The following is a 15,142-nucleotide window of genomic DNA, read 5'->3' on the forward strand; positions in this document are numbered from 1 at the left end:
TTGCTGCTCAAATCAATTGTTTCCGATACCATGCATCATGGCGCAAAAAGCTTGAGAGCCGTTTAGTTCTTCTCTTAAAATTGCAGGTAATTGCCGATTATGCTGTGTCGATACGGCACTGATAGCAATTATTACGGGCGGATCGCACATGGACATAAGCGACATCCGCGCGCTCCAGAAGGCGCCGTGCGCGCGACACGATCTCGCCCGTCGCCGTCACCGCGCCGGTGCCGTAGACGATGCGGTCATCGGCTCCATAACCCCGCACGATGTAATCCGGGCTGTCCAGCATCGGCGGGACAGCCTGTGTCTGGGGATAGCGCTCACAGGCCTCGGCATGCAGAAAAACCGGTCCCGTTTCCGCATAAGGCTGTAGCGAGGGGAAAGGCCGGTAGGCGAGGATCAGCATCCCGTCGCCTTCGCCGATCTGGCGAAGGCAGTGGCGGCAGGGCATGCCGCCTGGAGAAACGGCTTTTTCCGGCGGATTGCCATAGGCGTCGGCGGCTCCCGCCCGGAAGGCCTCGGCTTCCTTAGCCGGCATTGCGGTAAAAACGAGATCGGTCATGTCGGGGCCTCCTGGGTTGGGATCGGCGTTGCTTCTTTGCAGCTATGGTCCCGAAACGGATCACTATCCACCCGATTCTTGACAGGCGATGCAACTAGCCCATTGCGTGACTCGTTAGCTTCGGGAATCAGTGACGCTCCTCGTTCCCGGAAGGTCTGATTTTATGTTCCGTCGTTTTCTGGCCGCCGTTCCGCTGGCTTTCGTATCGTTGACGGCTCCGATGCAGGCCGAGGCGCAGGTCGCCTCCGGTCTCGACGGCCTGTCCGACGATCAGCTTCAGCAGGCGGTCAATTTCGTTATCGGCAACGCGATCTTCTCGCTTTATCACGAAGGCGCACGCATGCTGATCTCGGATTTCGGGACAGCGGACACGGCAAGTGTTCAGGCCCCGGCCGATCAGCTGGCCGGCACGCTCATCCTTCAGGCCAATGAGGAATGGCTCGACACCGCGCTCGTCAACGCCACCGACAGCTGGTATCTCGCACGTGAGACGGAGACCCTGCCGGAGCACGAGGCTCCGGTCTTTTCCGCGCTGGTGCCCGACAGGAGCCGCGACCGCAACATGGCCTGCCTGATGGTCGGTCGCGACAAGGATGGTTATGGCGATCTGGCTGCCATGATGGGGCTCAACAATGCCGAGTTCGACAAATGCGCCGCCGCCTATCCCGGCGTTGCGTCGGCCTGGGAGAATTTTCTGAGCACCCACCGCAGCCAGACGCCATCCAGATTTGCCGTCAGCTATGTGCCGCCGCGTGATCCAGAACTTGAGCCCTATGCCATCATGGTCAAGGAATCGAAGATTCTCGATCTCATCAGCCGCAGCTTTGGCGGCTATGGCCTGAAGGGAGACGTCAAGCTGACGGCCAGGTCCTGCGGCCGCCCCGATGTCTACTGGTCAGCCGAAAAGCGCGAAATCACCTATTGCTACGAGCTTGGTAAATTCCAGGCGGAGTTGATTGCCGATCATCTGCTGAACACGGTCACGGAAGACAAGGGGGCCGCCGGCGGCCATATTCCGACGGCGGTCAATCTCGAACGGGAAATCTGAGGTAGATTGCCGGACGCTGGTGATCTGGCCTCCTGAACGGGGAGGAGGCCAGCCACCCCTCAATTGCGCATCGAGATTTCCAGAAGTTCCGTATCGGCGAGCGGCTCCACCCAGGCTTCATAGGTGCCGACGGGCGAAAAGCCCATCATCTGGTAAAGCTGCAACGCGCGCGGATGGTCGAGCGTATTGGTGGTCACCGTCACCCGCTGCGGATTGTCCTGCCAGGCGGCATAAAGCGCCTGCAGGAGGAACCACTTGCCGACACCGGCACCGATCGCCTCTTCGAGCAGGCCGAAATAGGACAGCTCTGTCACCTCGTCGCTCGCCTTGTTCAGTTCGAAGAAACCGGCGGGCGCACCGTTCATATAAAGGACCGTGACGCTGTTTTTTGGATCGCGCAGGATGGCGGAAAGCTCCGCATCGCTCATGCGCATGCGCTTTTGCCAGTGCCAGCGTTTCCCCACCCGCCAGTAGAGATAACGGTAGAAATGCAGGGGAATATTGTTGACCCGCATCAGCGCCGTCTGGATGTTGACGGGGATAGGCAGGCTGACCTTCGGCGGCGCGGTCATTTCGAGCTGCGTCACATGCGCCTTCAGCGGCCCATGCGATACCACGGGAACAGGCTCGGCGGGGCCGGTAACAATAGGCGTATCTTCCAGTCCGCCCCATTCCGACCAGGAACCATCATAGAGCGAATTGTCCTGATGGCCGAGCGATTCAAGCGCCAGCGTAATGACGGCGGCGGTGACGCCCGAGCCGCAGCTCGTCACCACCGGCTTCGTAAGGTCGATGCCGGCATCGGTCACCATCTTGCGGATGGCGGTGAGGTCCTTGAAATGACCGTTCTCGGAAAAGGCGGTCGCGGGCAGGCTGCGCGCGCCGGGCATATGGCCGGAACGCATGCCGGCACGCGGCTCGGCCTCGTCGCCGGTGAAGCGGCCTGCGCCGCGAGCATCGGCGATCTGCTTTTCACCGCTGTCGACGATGCCGCGCATCGTTGACAGCGACGTCACGCGCTTTTCGTTGAAATCGGGTGTGAAGGTTGCGGGTTCGATTTCCGGCGTGCCGGTTTCGAGCGGCCGGCCCTCGCGCTTCCAGCCGTCCAGTCCGCCATCCAGCACATAGGCCTTGCGCACGCCCATCACCCGCAGCATCCACCAGACGCGCGGTGCGGAAAAGAAACCGGGGCCGTCATAGACCACGATCGTGTCGGTATCGCTGAGCCCGAGCTCGCCAGCCTGTTCGGCAAAGAACTCCGGCGAGGGCAGGGAATGCGGCAGGCCGGTCGTATGATCGGCGATCTTGTCCTGATCGAAGAACACGGCGCCGGGCAGGTGACCGGCCGCATATTCTTCCGCGCCGTTGCGTTTATGCGCCGGCAGATACCACGAGGCATCAACGAGACGAAACCCGGCCGTGCCGAGTTGTTTTTCCACCCAGTCCGCCGAAACGACGAAACGGCTCTTATCCGTGCTCACGATGTCTCTCCTGATTTCAGGCAGCAGCTTCAGGCGCGCCGAAACGAATGCGGAACCGCCTGTTCTCCTTGCCCTTTTTTTCTATCTTGGCAATGTGAATATCGCCCACTTCCTGCGTTTCGGAAACATGGGTGCCGCCGCAGGGCTGGCTGTCGATGGCAGAATTTTCGCCGATGCAGACAAGGCTGACCCGGCCGAGGCCCATTGGCGGGCGAACATTCTTGGATTTGACGATGCCCGGATTGGCCTGCAGCTCCTCGTCGGTAATCCATTGCAGGAAGACGGGATGGTTGGCTTTCACCAGGTCCATCAGCTTTGCCGTGACCTCATCCTTGTCGATGGTCTCCGACATATCGAAATCGACACGCGATTCGTCCTCGCCGACGGCAGCTCCGGTGATCGGCCATTGGCAGACAACGGACAGAAGGTGGCAGGCGGTATGCATGCGCATCAGCTTGTAACGGCGTGGCCAGTCTACATGCAGGGTCAGCTTTTCGCCGATCTCGGGGGAAGGCTGGCCTTCGAGCGGCACATGGACAATCACGCTTTTGTCGGCACCGTTTTTGGTGATGCCGAGTTCGATGCGCGACCCGTCTGCCCGCTCGAGAAAGCCGCTATCGCCCGGCTGGCCGCCGGAGGTGGCGTAAAAGCAGGTCTGATCCAGCTCTATGCCGCCATCCTCATGCACCGCCGTGACGATCGCTTCTGCGGTGGAAAGATAAAAATCGTCACGGAACAGGGCATTCACAGGCATTTCGGCATGTCCTCAAACGGTTTCGTACGGAACCGCAATCTCGCTTTTCGTCGCCAGCCACTGTGGAACCGGAAGTCCCTTGGAACGCAGGAAATCCGGATTGAAGAGCTTCGACTGGTAACGATTGCCGTAGTCGCACAATATCGTCACGATTGTATGCCCCGGACCGAGCTCGCGGGCAAGGCGGATTGCGCCGGCAATGTTGATGCCGGAGGAGCCGCCGAGGCACAGACCCTCTTTGGTGACCAGATCGAACAGCACCGGCAGGGCTTCCGCATCCGAAATGCGATAGGAGAAATCCGGCGTGAAACCTTCCAGATTGGCGGTGATGCGCCCCTGTCCGATGCCCTCGGTGATGGAGGAACCTTCCGACTTCAGCACGCCGTGCTTGTAAAATTCGTAAAGGGCGGCGCCTTCGGGATCGGCAAGGCCGATCTTGATGTCAGGATTGAAATCGCGCAGGCCATCGGCAACGCCCGCAAGTGTTCCGCCGGAACCGACCGAGCATATGAAACCATCGACCTTGCCATCCGTCTGGTCCCAGATTTCAGGAGCGGTCGTTTCGATATGGGCCTGACGGTTGGCGATATTGTCGAACTGGTTGGCCCAGATCGCGCCGTTCTCGTCGGTCGCGGCAAGCTGTTTTGCCAGCCGCCCGGAGACCTTTACGTAATTGTTCGGGTTGGAATAGGGGGCTGCCGGAACCTCGACCAGCTTCGCGCCAAGAAGTTTCAGCGCGTCCTTCTTTTCCTGGCTCTGCGTCTCGGGAATGACGATGACCGTCTTGTAGCCGAGCGCATTGGCGACCAGCGACAGGCCGATGCCGGTATTGCCCGCCGTGCCTTCCACAATAGTGCCACCCGGCCGCAACTGCCCGCGCCGTTCGGCGTCGCGGATGATGTAGAGCGCGGCGCGATCCTTCACCGACTGGCCGGGATTGAGGAACTCCGCCTTGCCGAGGATTTCACACCCCGTCGCTTCAGAGGCGGCTTTCAGACGGATGAGCGGCGTATTGCCGATGGCACTGAGCGCAGAGGAGTGAATGGTCATGATTGAGCCTTCTTGTCTGAGCGGAAATTAGGTGCCGTTATGTCCCGTTACAACCGCTTCAAGGCAAGAAATTATCTTCCCGGCTTTGGCTTAGCCACGCAAAATTTTGCCGATACCCAATTTTATGCGTTTTTCTTGACTTCGGCATAGGCGGCAAGCGCTCTTTCCCGCGCCTTTCCATGGTCGACGATCGGCAGCGGATAGGTCTTGCCAAGCTCGATGCCCGCCTTCTTCAAGACCTCTTTGGGCGCCTCGAACGGCTTGTGGATGTATTTCCGGTCGAGCTTTTCAAGCTCCGGCACGAAGCGGCGCACATAGTTGCCATCGGCGTCGAATTTCTCGCCCTGCAGGATGGGGTTGAAAATGCGGAAAAACGGCGAGGCGTCCGCGCCTGAACCCGCCACCCATTGCCAGTTGGCGGCATTTGAGGCCGGGTCGGCATCAACAAGCGTATCGCGGAACCATTTCTCGCCCTTCCGCCAATCGATCAGCAGATGTTTGATGAGGAAGGAGGCAACGATCATGCGCACCCGGTTATGCATGGTGCCGTGTTTCCACAATTGCCGCATGCCGGCATCCACGATCGGATAACCGGTCATGCCGCGCGTCCAGGCCTTGAAGGATGTCTCGTCGTCCCGCCAGCCGAAGGCGTCGAAACTCTCGTTCCAGTTCTTCTCGTCCAACTCAGGGAAATGAAACAGCAGGTGATAGCAGAACTCCCGCCAGACGATTTCCTTGCGGAAACGGCTGATATCGTTTGAGGCGATATGCCGGGAAAGTCCCTTCGTCGCGTGCCAGACGGTGGCGGGTGATATTTCACCCAGGGCCAGATGCGGCGAGAGCATGGAGGTTGCGTCCTTTGCCGGAAAATCGCGACCTTCTTCATAGCCTTTCAGGGCGCCATCGATGAAATCATCGAGTTTCTCCTGCGCGCCGCCCTCGCCGGGAGCCCAGATGTCGCTGAAGTGTTTCGCCCAGTCTGGTTTAGTGGGCAAGAGCTTCCAATCGGAGAGCTTCTCAGATTCCAGCCATGCCTTCGGCGCTTTCAGGCTCTTCGGCGCGTCCGCCGGCGCATGCGGCTCCTCGCCGCCCTCCAGCGCCCGCCAGAAGGGCGTATAGACCCGGTAGGGACCGCCGGATTTCGTCTGCAGCCGGGATGGCTCGTGCAGCAGGTGCCCGGAAAAACTGCGAACCGTCAGGCCATCGTCGCGCAGCTTCTGCTTCAGCGCCTTGTCTGTCGCCATGCCTGCCGGATCGTAACGGCGGTTCCAGAATACTGCGTCAGCGCCGGTTTCGGATATCAGCTGGCGCAGCGTCTCGCCGGCGTCGCCGCTTGCAAGAACAAGGCGACCGCCGATTTTTTCCAGCGCGGCGGAAAGGCAGGCGAGGGAGTGGTGAAGCCACCATTCCTGCGCGCCGCCGAGCGGGCCGCAGGATTTTTCCCTGACATAGACGGGGATGACGGGGCCGCCATGCTCCACGGCGGCAAGCAGGGCAAGATTGTCCGAAAGGCGCAGGTCCTTGCGGAACCAGACGATGGCGGGGGAGGCTGTTGTCGGCATGAAAGGACCCGGTTCACTTCCGCTTGAACGAGTGTTGAGACGCTTTGTTCCGCAAATCGGCTAGAATGGAAAGATGGAGGTACATGGTTTCTCGAGGGTTATTTTTTCGCCCTTGAAACCGCTGATGAAGGGAACCAACTGGAGGGGCCGGCGTTTGTCGCGGGTTAATAGAGCATGGAAGTGCAATCAATGTTGCTGAACGACGTTAAGTGGGAAAAGCCGGTTACCATCTCCCTTGAAAACGGTGCTCCCCGGATTTTCAATGGCGTTTACGAAGCCTTCGATTTTCTTCAGCACGAATGGCCCGAACGTGGCGACAAGGCGCATGAACAGGCGCTGCGTCTGTGCCGCGCCTCGCTGATGGGCGATGTGGCGGGAGAAATCGCCCGCACGGCCTTCGTTGCCGCCAGCCGGCAGGCGCAATGCCTTGTCGAAGAGCAGGGCAAAATCGCATCCTGAGCGGATTTTCAGGACTGACGTGTAAAAGGCCACCCGCCAAAAACGGGTGGCCTTGTTTGTTGAGAGGCAGGAAACGGGTTGTTTCGAATGCGGGATATGGCATCGTGCATGCGAAAAGGCGAATGAGTGACGGCAATGAGCAACAACTACGGCTATATTGTTTTTCCGACGGCCCTCGGCCATTGCGGCCTTGCCTGGGCGGGGCGCGGTATCGCGCGTCTGCAATTGCCCAGCCCTGACGCCGGTGAGACCGAAAAACTTCTCCAGAAGCGCCTGCCATCCGCCTGCATTGCCGTTCCGGAAACACGCACGCGTGAGGTGATTGCAATGATCACCCGTTATTTCGGCGGCGAGCAGATCGATTTTACGACCGTCGAACTCGATCTCGCCGGACAGGAGCGATTTTTCCTCGATGTTTACGCCGTTGCGCGGCAGATCGGCTGGGGCGACACCACGACCTATGGCGGCATCGTAAAGACGCTTGGCCTTGGCATGGAAAAGGCCCGCGATGTTGGTCAGGCCATGGCGAAAAATCCGGTACCGCTGATCATTCCCTGCCACCGGGTTCTCGCTGCCGGCGGCAGGCTTGGCGGCTTCTCCGCACCGGGCGGAACCACCACCAAATTGCGCATGCTGGATCTCGAAAATGCCGGCCGCAGCCGCGCCGATGAGGCGCAGGGCAGCCTGTTCTGAAGCAATGACAGATCAGCGCACATGAATAGGTGTCTGATTTCTGCCCATTTCTCGTCAAATTGTCGCTAAATTGTCACAATACACGGGCGCCCTCTAACATAAGGGCGAGACGTTTGAGAGTATCCGCGTTAATTCTATCCGTTGCCTTGTCTTTTACAGTCGTTGCATCGGCCTCGGCCGGCATGCTGAACCAGGCGGAAAAATACACCGGGCTGCACGAGTCCAAGAACAACAAGAGCCTCAAGAATATTCTTGGCGCAAATCCCCGCAGCACCCCATGGTGCGGCCTTTTCCTGCATGCTGTCGCCAGCAAGGCCGGCCGGCAGTCTCCCAAATCCTATGGATTTGCAAAGTCCTGGACATCCTTCGGTTATGCCGTTCCGGTGGGCCAGGCCAAGCCGGGCGATGTCGTTGTCATTCGCAACGGCCGCGGTTATCACGCCGGCATTTTGAAAAGCATGAGCGGCAAGACCGCCCAGATCCTCGGCGGCAATCAGTCCGGCCGGGTGCAGGTGTCGAACTTCAATCGCAAGGCCATCGTGTCGGTCCGTCGATAAAATCTCCAGACATTCCTTTGATAAAGGCGGGCTTTGACCCGCCTTTTCCATTTTCGGCCTATGGCTGCTCTCTGGTGCCCGGCGCCGCCTCGCGCTGATCGTCGTCCTCAAGGTCCGTAGCGACGATGAAGGCATCCTCATGCTGCCTTGCCGCCTGCCGGCGGGCACGCAGGCTCATGCTCTCGTCCGGGTAAATCTCGCCATCCTTTGCTTTCAGCTCGCTGTCGGTTTCGAAACGCGCGACATCCTCGTCGCGAATATCAAGCGGTTCGGTTTTCGGCTTTTGCGGGGTGTTCATGAAATGGTCTCCTGCGGGTTTCTGCAGGGCAAACGATCCGCGGTCGACAACGGTTCCCTTTCACGCGGAAATGCTCACCCGCGACGAAACCGCGCGGAACAAACTCTGGCTTTTTTTGTTTTTTCAGTGGCACAATCAAAACCGGTGCAACACGAAGAGGGAGGTCCGTTATGAGCCATGACCGCGAAGCCGTAATCCGTGAAAAAGCGCGCGCAATATGGGAGAGGGAAGGAAGACCCGACGGGCATCATGAAAGACACTGGATTGAGGCAGAACGGGAACTTTCCGCAGATGCGGAAGCGGCAAAGTCCAAAAGCGGGAATGGCGTGAAGAAGCCAGGTGCCGCGAAGGCGTCAGCGGAGAAGGGACCTGCGAAGAAGACGCCAGCGAAAAAGGCAGCCTCGGCAAAGGCCAAATCCCCGGCGGTAAAATCGCTTGAGAAGGAGCAGAAATCTGCGGTCAGGAACAAGGACGACGATTTGACCGAGAGCCTTGAGGAGAGTTTTCCGGCAAGTGATCCGCCGGCACTGACCAACGCCACAAGGGCGACGAAACGGGCGATCAAGAAGACCTGACCGTTTGACGGCTGAATAACCGGGAATTCAGGAAAATCCCCGATCCAAATCGAGCGAATTGCAGCGGCACTTCGCTCTTCAAAACATGTTTTTGAGAGAGATGGCTCCCCGGGCCGGATTCGAACCGGCGACCTGTCGATTAACAGTCGAATGCTCTACCGCTGAGCTACCAGGGAACGTGCACCGCTTGGCGCGGTGTGAGCGGGGTAATACAAATGCTTTTCCGATTTGCCAAGCGGTTTTTTCAAAAAAAACGCATTCCTCTTGTTTTATCCCTCCAGAGTCCCGATTTTCCGGGCTTATCGACGGTGAAAAAATTATCCACAGGCCAGATGAAAAAGGGCAGGATGGAATGAAATTCGGTATCGACCACAGAACGCATCGTCTCCATGTCGGAAAATGGAGCCTTGCCATGCCGCGTTCGCGCGTCGGCAGGATCGCGACGGGCTCGGCTCTGGTGGTGGGCGGAACGCTGGGTTTCCTGCCCGTCCTTGGCTTCTGGATGATTCCGCTTGGTCTCATCGTGCTTTCCCACGATCTGCCCGTGGTTCGCCGCCAGCGACGACGGCTGGCGGTCTGGTGGGCGTCGCGGCAGAACGGCCGCGACAGCCGTAATGGCGGCCGGCGATAGGTCTTAAGCGCCGATGGAGCTGCTGATGCCTTGGCCGGCCCAGAAAGCCGCATAGGCGAGCGCTGCGAAATAAATCGTTGTCAGACCCAGGAAAAGATAGCCGCCGAGCACGGTGACGCCATCCCGCTGAATCATCCCGGCCGAAAAAAGCAGGATCGCGACGCCCGGAAGGGTGTTGGAGAAGGGAATGAAGCCGAGCGGCATCATCAGCAATACGCCCGCCGTCATCAGCGCAAGCCCGTTTATCCGGTTGGCGATGATGCCCGTCGTCAGCGTGGGAATGCGCGGACGGATGAAACCATCGAGCTTGGAGACAATGGCGACGCCTTTTTGAAGGGCGGGAACAAGCTTTGCCGTTTCCATCTGCCGGTCAAGAATTTTTGCCGGCAACCATGGCAGGCGATTGAGGGTGATTGCCAGACTGACAAGGATGATCGCTGCGCCAAAGACCGTGCTGACGCCGGGAATGGAAACCGGAATGAGAAAGGGTAGAGAGGCGATCGCGCAGATGAGCAACAGGCCCTGTTCGCCGATTGCTTCCATCAACTCGCGCAACGTGATCGTCTGACCCTGCAGCTTTCCTATTAGCTTCTCAAGCGTCGTGCTGAGCTTTTCAGACGTATCAGTGAATGCGAATTCGTTCGTCATACGGCTTCCCGGGAGTTGTTTTAACTCCGGGCTTGATAACATTCATCCGGCCCAATGCCTATCGTTGATAGAAACGGAGCCTTTCACATTTGGTCGAGTGGTTCCGTCCTGCTCAGTGCGAAACCCAGCTGCTGTAAGCCCCTGCAAGAAGAACCACCAGCAGAATGACAAGTATGACCGGATTGATCGATGTAACGAAGCTTACATATTCCATGATAACTTCCTCCTCTTCCGTCCACCTTCATTCTACAGCAAAAAGGCGAGCTCATCTACCACAGGGTGAAATTTTGCATCGCAGCAACCGGCTCTCGGTATGGGCGGGAAACGCTCGTCATTATGATTTTTTGCGATGCAAAAATAAATTTTCCAACATTTGCCATTCTCTTGCGTTGTCTCTAATTCTCATTCGGGGTCCGGTCTCTCCGGGCCATCGGCAAACCACATGAACCACCGCTGACCTGCCCTGGCTCCTGCCTGTCTTCACTCCGCAACACTCTTCCCCGGGGACATGAAATGCTGAAAAACATCTATGCCTGGACGATGGCGCTCGCTGCGCGCAAAACCGCCGTATGGTGGCTGGCGATCGTGGCTTTCGTGGAAAGCTCCGTCTTCGTCGTGCCTGCGGATGTGCTTTTCCTGCCCATGGTGCTGGCCAAGCCGAAAAAGGCGATGTTTTATGCCCTCGTGGCAACCGTCGCCTCGGTTCTCGGCGGCATCGCTGGCTGGTTCCTCGGTCACTATGCCTTTGAGAGCATCGCGCGGCCCATTCTCGAATTTTACGGCAAACTCGACAGCTTCGAGCATCTGAAGAGCTCGGTGGATTACGAGACCATCGTTCTCCTGCTGGTGACATCGGGCCTCGCGCATCTGCCCCCGATCAAGGTCGTCACGATTCTCTCCGGTGCGGCCAATATCAGCCTTGGCCTCTTCATTCTTTCGGCTGTCGTCACGCGCGGCGCGCGTTTTTTCATCCTTGCCGGGTTGCTGCAGAAATACGGTGAATCGGTACGCCATTTCATCGAAAAACGTCTCGGCGCCATCACCGCTGCGGCCGCCGCCGCACTCATCGCGGTCTATGCCGTCTACGTTTTTGTGCGTTGATCAAGCGCAAATTTTCTACTCTTACAATACTGTCGCAGAACTTTCAGCTTACTGTCAGAATCCACCTGTATCGGTTCTCTCGTCGAATGAGGGAACCGTTTTATTATGCGAAGATTCTGGAAGTGCTCCTTTTGGGGCATGGGTATTGCTGTGCTTGCCACAGGCGGTTATCTCTACGCCATTCAGCTCCTCGGCAATTTTCACGAGGTAGTCGCGGGGCAGCTTTATCGCTCCAACCAGCCGAGCAATGAGCAGCTCGTCCGCTATACCAGGGACCATGGTATCAGGACGGTCATCAATCTGCGCGGTGCGAATGAAGCCAAGGCCTGGTATCGGGATGAGGTCGAGACCTCCCGCGAGCTCGGATTGAATCACATCGATTTCGGCATGTCGGCCAGCCAGGAGCTTGACATGAACAGGGTCAACGAGCTGGTCGCGATCATGCGCGATGCGCCGAAACCCATTCTCATTCATTGCAAGGCCGGTGCGGACAGGACAGGCCTCGCCACCGCTCTCTATCTCAGCCGCGTCGCACGGTTTGATGAGGAACAGGCGGAAAGCCAGCTTTCCTTCCGCTTCGGCCATATCGGCATTCCCTATCTGTCGCAAACCTACGCCATGGACCGGACGTGGGAAAACGCGGAAAAGATGCCTGTCATCGACGATTTCGCGATCGCGTCCAACGAATATTGAACATCGCGTGGGGCAGGCGGTGTAGGCAACAGATGCCGGCACCGCCCTTCGTCGGGACACCTTGCCGGCTACGCCCACACAGCGGACTACCACGCAGCCTTAAACTTATCCCATCACCCCGGCAGCTGATATGGCGGGGGATTTTTGTCTAAGGCTCAATCGACTATCTGGCTTGCCGGCATGCGTCATCGCACCCAAAGACGGTGGCGGAGACGATTCTAATCCCGCCTCGCGTCGGGCTTCCACCCGCGCGTATATCCATTTCCCATGATGGCGACCGCAAGGGAAAGCTGTTCCTGCAAATGCTCGATTTCGCCGAGAAGCGCTTCGACAGCCGCCTTCGCATCGCCGTCATGACACTGGATGACATATCCCGCTATGTCGTCGGGCCGTGCAGGGGTGATTTTTTCAGCGTCGGGCATAGTGGATGACCTCTCTTTTGTTCACTAAATGTTCTAATTTTAGCGGAGAGTCAACAAGGCAATGCGCGCTGTCCTTCTACGGCTAGCGGCTTTACACCTGAGCTTATATTGTCGGGAATTTAACCGGAGAACGCTCTCGATCAAAAATGGGGATCGAGAAGACAACGGTCGGAGCACGGGATTCTGGCCCAAACCCCTACGGCTTGGTGCCGCAGAATCAAACGTTAATGAACTGACGGATCGTCGCCATCAAGGAAGCTGCGAATCCCATCTTTCTCACAAGTGGCCAGGAATTCTTCCCAGGCGTCTTTATCGGTGGCGAAAGGTTCGTCCCAGGTGGTGACATCGTCGTGCTCGCTGATAACCTCGAGCGTCCAATCCTGCTGGGTACCAGCGGGCCGGTAGATATCAACAAGGACGGTGATGCCCTCGTCTTCAAACTCGCCCGAGAATTCTGAGTGTTCTATTTTCGGTTTTTTTGCCATCTCAGCACACTTCGTTCTCAAGGCTTGGATAAATGCACACCCGAACAGGGTCTTTTAAACTCGCGCATAGCGCTCATTACTAGAGAGCTAAAACAAATATAGCCAGCTCTGGGGGAACTGGCTATCTATCTGATTTTAATGGTCGGAGCGGCGGGATTCGAACCCACGACCCCTTGACCCCCAGTCGCGTAGGAAAACGCTATAGCCCTTATTTTGCAGGGCTTCTAGCGATTTCAGTTTACAGACCACCCATTTACCACCCTGTGGATAACAAGGTCATCCGGGCTCGCCTGTAAACCGTTTTTGGCGATTCTCGATGCTCTCAACCGCCGCGCTCGACACCAGATAGTGCTTCCGAATGATTCCCTCGGCGTCCTTTTCGGAATGACCGGACACCTCGGCAATCTCCTTGATTGATGCTCCATTGCGGTAGGCGAGGGTAACGAACGTTCCCCGCAGGTCGTGGAATGTCTTTCCTTCAATGCCTGCTTTCTCTACGGCCTTGCGCCAAGACGATTTGAAGCCGGTCGCCCAAGGCTGGCCTTGACCATTGGTCAAGATCGTGACCGAGTTGCCTCGTGGCACTCCGTCCAGATAGCTCTTTAGCTCCTCCGAGACTTTCATTCTGACGTGCGCTCCCGTCTTCGACTGGCGCAGGTAAATGGAATGGCCGTCGTATGCCTTCCATGTGAGCTTGAGCAAATCCCCCTGTCTCTGCCCTGTCCAGATCGCCAGCATAAGCGCGCGCACCAATGGCTCGGCTGTGGGCTTGATCTTCCATTTATCCTTTTCGCCCGTGGCATCCGGGTTCTTCACCCCATACCGGAATGTCTGGATATCTTCGTCGGTCCAGATCACATCCCGGCGGGTGCCGTCGCTCACCTTCTCGACGCGTTCCAGCGGGTGCCGTTCGATCATCTCGCGATCAAGACCAAACCATAGGATGCGTTTCAGAACGCTCATATAGAGATCGGCTTTGCGCGGGTGCTTCTCGGCAATCTCGTCACGCCATTCAAGGAACGTTGTTCTAGCGCCCGGCGCTGATATTTTTGAGGCTGGCATGTCGAAGAACATCGTCTCAATCGCTTTGATAGCGAAATCGTATCCTTCTCGCGTGCTCGGCTTTAGATTCAGGTAGGTCGGAGATTTGAGATATTGGCGGATTATCTCAGCCAGGCAGCCGTTATAGGGCGCGTCTTTTCTGTCGCGTGTCAGCCGCACATACTCAGCGATGAACTCGTTTTGGTCCTTCGGGTCGGCCTTCATTCTCGGGCCGCCCCGCCATGCGTAGAAATAGAAAGTGCTGGTACCGTCAGCGAGTACCTTTTTGACGCGGTGAATACCCACTAGATTTACCTTCACGGCGCGCCCTCCATTCGGAGAGGCTATTGCCACCATATGCAATGTCGCGGTCAACGGACGATTGCTTGTGATTATCGGGGATATCGGGGGCAACTCGAATTATTTTGCCATCGACTTCGATTTCGACGCGGACGCCTTTCTCCAGGGCGATATCCGCCATCCGCTTTAGGTCCGCGGATTTTACCAGTGCCGGTGCCGTCATCCCTCGCTCCTTTCAAGCGCCGCTCGGCTCAATGGCCGTGAATGCCAAATTGCCATGGCAGCTTTCCTTCCTCTCTGATTTTCTCGGCGGCCTTACGAACCTGATATCGAAGGCTATCCCGCTCTTTCCTGATCAAGTCGGCATCGCGCCGTATCTGGCCGCTGTTTCGCAAGAGCGAAACTATGAGTTCCCAGCTTGGCGCGTCCTTGTCCCGAAGCGGAGCCGGGACAATAATCTTCCTCGTGCCTTCGCTGATTTCGATAAGGCCCGCCCAATCCGGTATTTCGTGCGTCTTCAACATCCCGGCAGGCGTGACGTAATAGAACCGGTCGCTGAACAGCCGGGCTTCACGCTGTTTTTCGTGGGTGTCGCGGCGATAGTCGGCTCGAGAAACCTTGATCTCGTAAGCCGTAGCCAAGTAGCCTTTCGACTGCCAAGGAGCGATAGTCCAGAAGTCACAGCGACGAGCGCCTGTCGATAGGGCGAGTTCAGAGGCCCAGATCATGCTTTCGTCGCAACCGGCTATCAAAACGTCTAGGATTTCGGCTGCCGTCAC

20 protein-coding genes and 1 tRNA gene are annotated in these 15,142 nt (G+C 57.7%); 8 read left to right on the forward strand and 13 right to left on the reverse strand.

What is annotated here, in order from left to right:
- Positions 1-97: 97 nt before the first annotated feature.
- Positions 98-565: a DUF1203 domain-containing protein gene (locus tag MRBLRC7O_RS04275; protein WP_080866076.1), complete on the reverse strand. Its 468-nt coding sequence runs from the start codon at positions 563-565 to the stop codon at positions 98-100.
- A 163-nt stretch (positions 566-728) separates the two neighbouring features.
- Here MRBLRC7O_RS04275 and MRBLRC7O_RS04280 point away from each other — a divergent pair, with 163 nt between their 5' ends.
- Positions 729-1,613: a DUF4344 domain-containing metallopeptidase gene (locus MRBLRC7O_RS04280; protein ID WP_111784511.1), complete on the forward strand. Its 885-nt coding sequence runs from the start codon at positions 729-731 to the stop codon at positions 1,611-1,613.
- 59 nt (positions 1,614-1,672) lie between these two features.
- Here MRBLRC7O_RS04280 and sseA read toward each other — a convergent pair whose 3' ends face one another.
- The 4 genes from sseA to MRBLRC7O_RS04300 all read right to left on the reverse strand — a co-directional run bounded on the left by sseA (position 1,673) and on the right by MRBLRC7O_RS04300 (position 6,460).
- Positions 1,673-3,094: a 3-mercaptopyruvate sulfurtransferase gene (sseA, locus tag MRBLRC7O_RS04285; protein WP_020810798.1), complete on the reverse strand. Its 1,422-nt coding sequence runs from the start codon at positions 3,092-3,094 to the stop codon at positions 1,673-1,675.
- Between the two features lie 16 nt (positions 3,095-3,110).
- Positions 3,111-3,848 carry an alanyl-tRNA editing protein gene (locus MRBLRC7O_RS04290; RefSeq protein ID WP_020810799.1) on the reverse strand — a complete coding sequence of 246 codons (738 nt, stop codon included), beginning with the start codon at positions 3,846-3,848 and terminating at the stop codon, positions 3,111-3,113.
- Positions 3,849-3,860: 12 nt separating this feature from the next.
- Positions 3,861-4,898 (reverse strand): cysteine synthase A, encoded by a 1,038-nt coding sequence (locus MRBLRC7O_RS04295; protein WP_003502282.1) that lies wholly within the window; start codon positions 4,896-4,898, stop codon positions 3,861-3,863.
- Positions 4,899-5,020: 122 nt separating this feature from the next.
- Positions 5,021-6,460: a cryptochrome/photolyase family protein gene (locus MRBLRC7O_RS04300; RefSeq protein ID WP_080866077.1), complete on the reverse strand. Its 1,440-nt coding sequence runs from the start codon at positions 6,458-6,460 to the stop codon at positions 5,021-5,023.
- A 189-nt stretch (positions 6,461-6,649) separates the two neighbouring features.
- Between MRBLRC7O_RS04300 and MRBLRC7O_RS04305 the strand changes: the two genes are divergently transcribed.
- The 3 genes from MRBLRC7O_RS04305 (at position 6,650) to MRBLRC7O_RS04315 (ending at position 8,169) form a co-directional block, all read left to right on the forward strand.
- Positions 6,650-6,919 carry a DUF982 domain-containing protein gene (locus MRBLRC7O_RS04305; RefSeq protein ID WP_003502285.1) on the forward strand — a complete coding sequence of 90 codons (270 nt, stop codon included), beginning with the start codon at positions 6,650-6,652 and terminating at the stop codon, positions 6,917-6,919.
- 135 nt (positions 6,920-7,054) lie between these two features.
- Positions 7,055-7,612, forward strand: a complete 558-nt coding sequence (locus MRBLRC7O_RS04310; RefSeq protein WP_003502287.1) for a methylated-DNA--[protein]-cysteine S-methyltransferase — start codon at positions 7,055-7,057, stop codon at positions 7,610-7,612.
- 113 nt (positions 7,613-7,725) lie between these two features.
- Positions 7,726-8,169, forward strand: coding sequence for a TIGR02594 family protein (locus MRBLRC7O_RS04315; RefSeq protein ID WP_020810805.1), 444 nt, complete (start codon positions 7,726-7,728; stop codon positions 8,167-8,169).
- Between the two features lie 58 nt (positions 8,170-8,227).
- Here the strand turns inward: MRBLRC7O_RS04315 and MRBLRC7O_RS04320 are convergent, their stop codons facing one another.
- Positions 8,228-8,467, reverse strand: a complete 240-nt coding sequence (locus MRBLRC7O_RS04320) for a hypothetical protein (protein WP_003502291.1) — start codon at positions 8,465-8,467, stop codon at positions 8,228-8,230.
- 170 nt (positions 8,468-8,637) lie between these two features.
- Here MRBLRC7O_RS04320 and MRBLRC7O_RS04325 point away from each other — a divergent pair, with 170 nt between their 5' ends.
- Positions 8,638-9,042: a DUF2934 domain-containing protein gene (locus MRBLRC7O_RS04325; RefSeq protein ID WP_080866078.1), complete on the forward strand. Its 405-nt coding sequence runs from the start codon at positions 8,638-8,640 to the stop codon at positions 9,040-9,042.
- A gap of 101 nt (positions 9,043-9,143) precedes the next feature.
- Here MRBLRC7O_RS04325 and MRBLRC7O_RS04330 read toward each other — a convergent pair.
- A tRNA-Asn gene (locus tag MRBLRC7O_RS04330) sits at positions 9,144-9,218 on the reverse strand.
- A gap of 176 nt (positions 9,219-9,394) precedes the next feature.
- Between MRBLRC7O_RS04330 and MRBLRC7O_RS04335 the strand changes: the two genes are divergently transcribed.
- Positions 9,395-9,673, forward strand: a complete 279-nt coding sequence (locus MRBLRC7O_RS04335) for a hypothetical protein (protein WP_020810808.1) — start codon at positions 9,395-9,397, stop codon at positions 9,671-9,673.
- Between the two features lie 3 nt (positions 9,674-9,676).
- Here the strand turns inward: MRBLRC7O_RS04335 and MRBLRC7O_RS04340 are convergent, their stop codons facing one another.
- Complete coding sequence (locus tag MRBLRC7O_RS04340; protein ID WP_080866079.1) at positions 9,677-10,321, reverse strand: exopolysaccharide biosynthesis protein; 645 nt, start codon at positions 10,319-10,321, stop codon at positions 9,677-9,679.
- 513 nt (positions 10,322-10,834) lie between these two features.
- On the opposite strand from MRBLRC7O_RS04340, the gene MRBLRC7O_RS04345 reads away from it, so the two are divergent.
- On the forward strand, positions 10,835-11,422 hold the full coding sequence (locus MRBLRC7O_RS04345; protein ID WP_080866080.1) for a YqaA family protein: 588 nt from the start codon (positions 10,835-10,837) through the stop codon (positions 11,420-11,422).
- Between the two features lie 138 nt (positions 11,423-11,560).
- Entirely contained in the window at positions 11,561-12,115 is a 555-nt protein-coding gene (locus tag MRBLRC7O_RS04350) for a dual specificity protein phosphatase family protein (RefSeq protein ID WP_020810810.1), read from the forward strand.
- Positions 12,116-12,333: 218 nt separating this feature from the next.
- Here the strand turns inward: MRBLRC7O_RS04350 and MRBLRC7O_RS04355 are convergent, their stop codons facing one another.
- The 5 genes from MRBLRC7O_RS04355 to MRBLRC7O_RS04375 all read right to left on the reverse strand — a co-directional run bounded on the left by MRBLRC7O_RS04355 (position 12,334) and on the right by MRBLRC7O_RS04375 (position 15,142).
- The gene (locus MRBLRC7O_RS04355) at positions 12,334-12,537 is read right to left on the reverse strand and encodes a hypothetical protein (RefSeq protein WP_080866081.1); all 204 of its coding nucleotides are present in this window, start codon (positions 12,535-12,537) and stop codon (positions 12,334-12,336) included.
- A gap of 224 nt (positions 12,538-12,761) precedes the next feature.
- Positions 12,762-13,022: a hypothetical protein gene (locus MRBLRC7O_RS04360; protein WP_003502300.1), complete on the reverse strand. Its 261-nt coding sequence runs from the start codon at positions 13,020-13,022 to the stop codon at positions 12,762-12,764.
- A 276-nt stretch (positions 13,023-13,298) separates the two neighbouring features.
- A complete protein-coding gene (locus MRBLRC7O_RS04365) occupies positions 13,299-14,288 on the reverse strand; it encodes a tyrosine-type recombinase/integrase (RefSeq protein WP_174068226.1) in 990 nt (329 codons plus the stop codon).
- A 46-nt stretch (positions 14,289-14,334) separates the two neighbouring features.
- Complete coding sequence (locus MRBLRC7O_RS04370; protein ID WP_367727306.1) at positions 14,335-14,586, reverse strand: hypothetical protein; 252 nt, start codon at positions 14,584-14,586, stop codon at positions 14,335-14,337.
- A gap of 28 nt (positions 14,587-14,614) precedes the next feature.
- The gene (locus MRBLRC7O_RS04375; RefSeq protein WP_367727307.1) at positions 14,615-15,142 is read right to left on the reverse strand and encodes an MmcB family DNA repair protein; all 528 of its coding nucleotides are present in this window, start codon (positions 15,140-15,142) and stop codon (positions 14,615-14,617) included.

The sequence above is a fragment of the Agrobacterium radiobacter genome (assembly GCF_040801995.1).
Classification (GTDB): Bacteria; Pseudomonadota; Alphaproteobacteria; order Rhizobiales; family Rhizobiaceae; genus Agrobacterium; species Agrobacterium radiobacter.

Coding starts and splice junctions, on each gene's coding strand:
- MRBLRC7O_RS04335 (WP_020810808.1), top strand. CDS start 9,395: ATGAAATTCGGTATCGACCACAGAACGCATCGTCTCCATGTCGGAAAA.
- MRBLRC7O_RS04310 (WP_003502287.1), top strand. CDS start 7,055: ATGAGCAACAACTACGGCTATATTGTTTTTCCGACGGCCCTCGGCCAT.
- MRBLRC7O_RS04280 (WP_111784511.1), top strand. CDS start 729: ATGTTCCGTCGTTTTCTGGCCGCCGTTCCGCTGGCTTTCGTATCGTTG.
- MRBLRC7O_RS04300 (WP_080866077.1), bottom strand. CDS start 6,460: ATGCCGACAACAGCCTCCCCCGCCATCGTCTGGTTCCGCAAGGACCTG.
- MRBLRC7O_RS04370 (WP_367727306.1), bottom strand. CDS start 14,586: ATGACGGCACCGGCACTGGTAAAATCCGCGGACCTAAAGCGGATGGCG.
- MRBLRC7O_RS04290 (WP_020810799.1), bottom strand. CDS start 3,848: ATGCCTGTGAATGCCCTGTTCCGTGACGATTTTTATCTTTCCACCGCA.
- MRBLRC7O_RS04320 (WP_003502291.1), bottom strand. CDS start 8,467: ATGAACACCCCGCAAAAGCCGAAAACCGAACCGCTTGATATTCGCGAC.
- MRBLRC7O_RS04365 (WP_174068226.1), bottom strand. CDS start 14,288: ATGAAGGCCGACCCGAAGGACCAAAACGAGTTCATCGCTGAGTATGTG.
- MRBLRC7O_RS04340 (WP_080866079.1), bottom strand. CDS start 10,321: ATGACGAACGAATTCGCATTCACTGATACGTCTGAAAAGCTCAGCACG.
- MRBLRC7O_RS04345 (WP_080866080.1), top strand. CDS start 10,835: ATGCTGAAAAACATCTATGCCTGGACGATGGCGCTCGCTGCGCGCAAA.
- MRBLRC7O_RS04275 (WP_080866076.1), bottom strand. CDS start 565: ATGACCGATCTCGTTTTTACCGCAATGCCGGCTAAGGAAGCCGAGGCC.
- MRBLRC7O_RS04355 (WP_080866081.1), bottom strand. CDS start 12,537: ATGCCCGACGCTGAAAAAATCACCCCTGCACGGCCCGACGACATAGCG.
- MRBLRC7O_RS04295 (WP_003502282.1), bottom strand. CDS start 4,898: ATGACCATTCACTCCTCTGCGCTCAGTGCCATCGGCAATACGCCGCTC.
- MRBLRC7O_RS04325 (WP_080866078.1), top strand. CDS start 8,638: ATGAGCCATGACCGCGAAGCCGTAATCCGTGAAAAAGCGCGCGCAATA.
- MRBLRC7O_RS04305 (WP_003502285.1), top strand. CDS start 6,650: ATGTTGCTGAACGACGTTAAGTGGGAAAAGCCGGTTACCATCTCCCTT.
- MRBLRC7O_RS04360 (WP_003502300.1), bottom strand. CDS start 13,022: ATGGCAAAAAAACCGAAAATAGAACACTCAGAATTCTCGGGCGAGTTT.
- MRBLRC7O_RS04350 (WP_020810810.1), top strand. CDS start 11,561: ATGGGTATTGCTGTGCTTGCCACAGGCGGTTATCTCTACGCCATTCAG.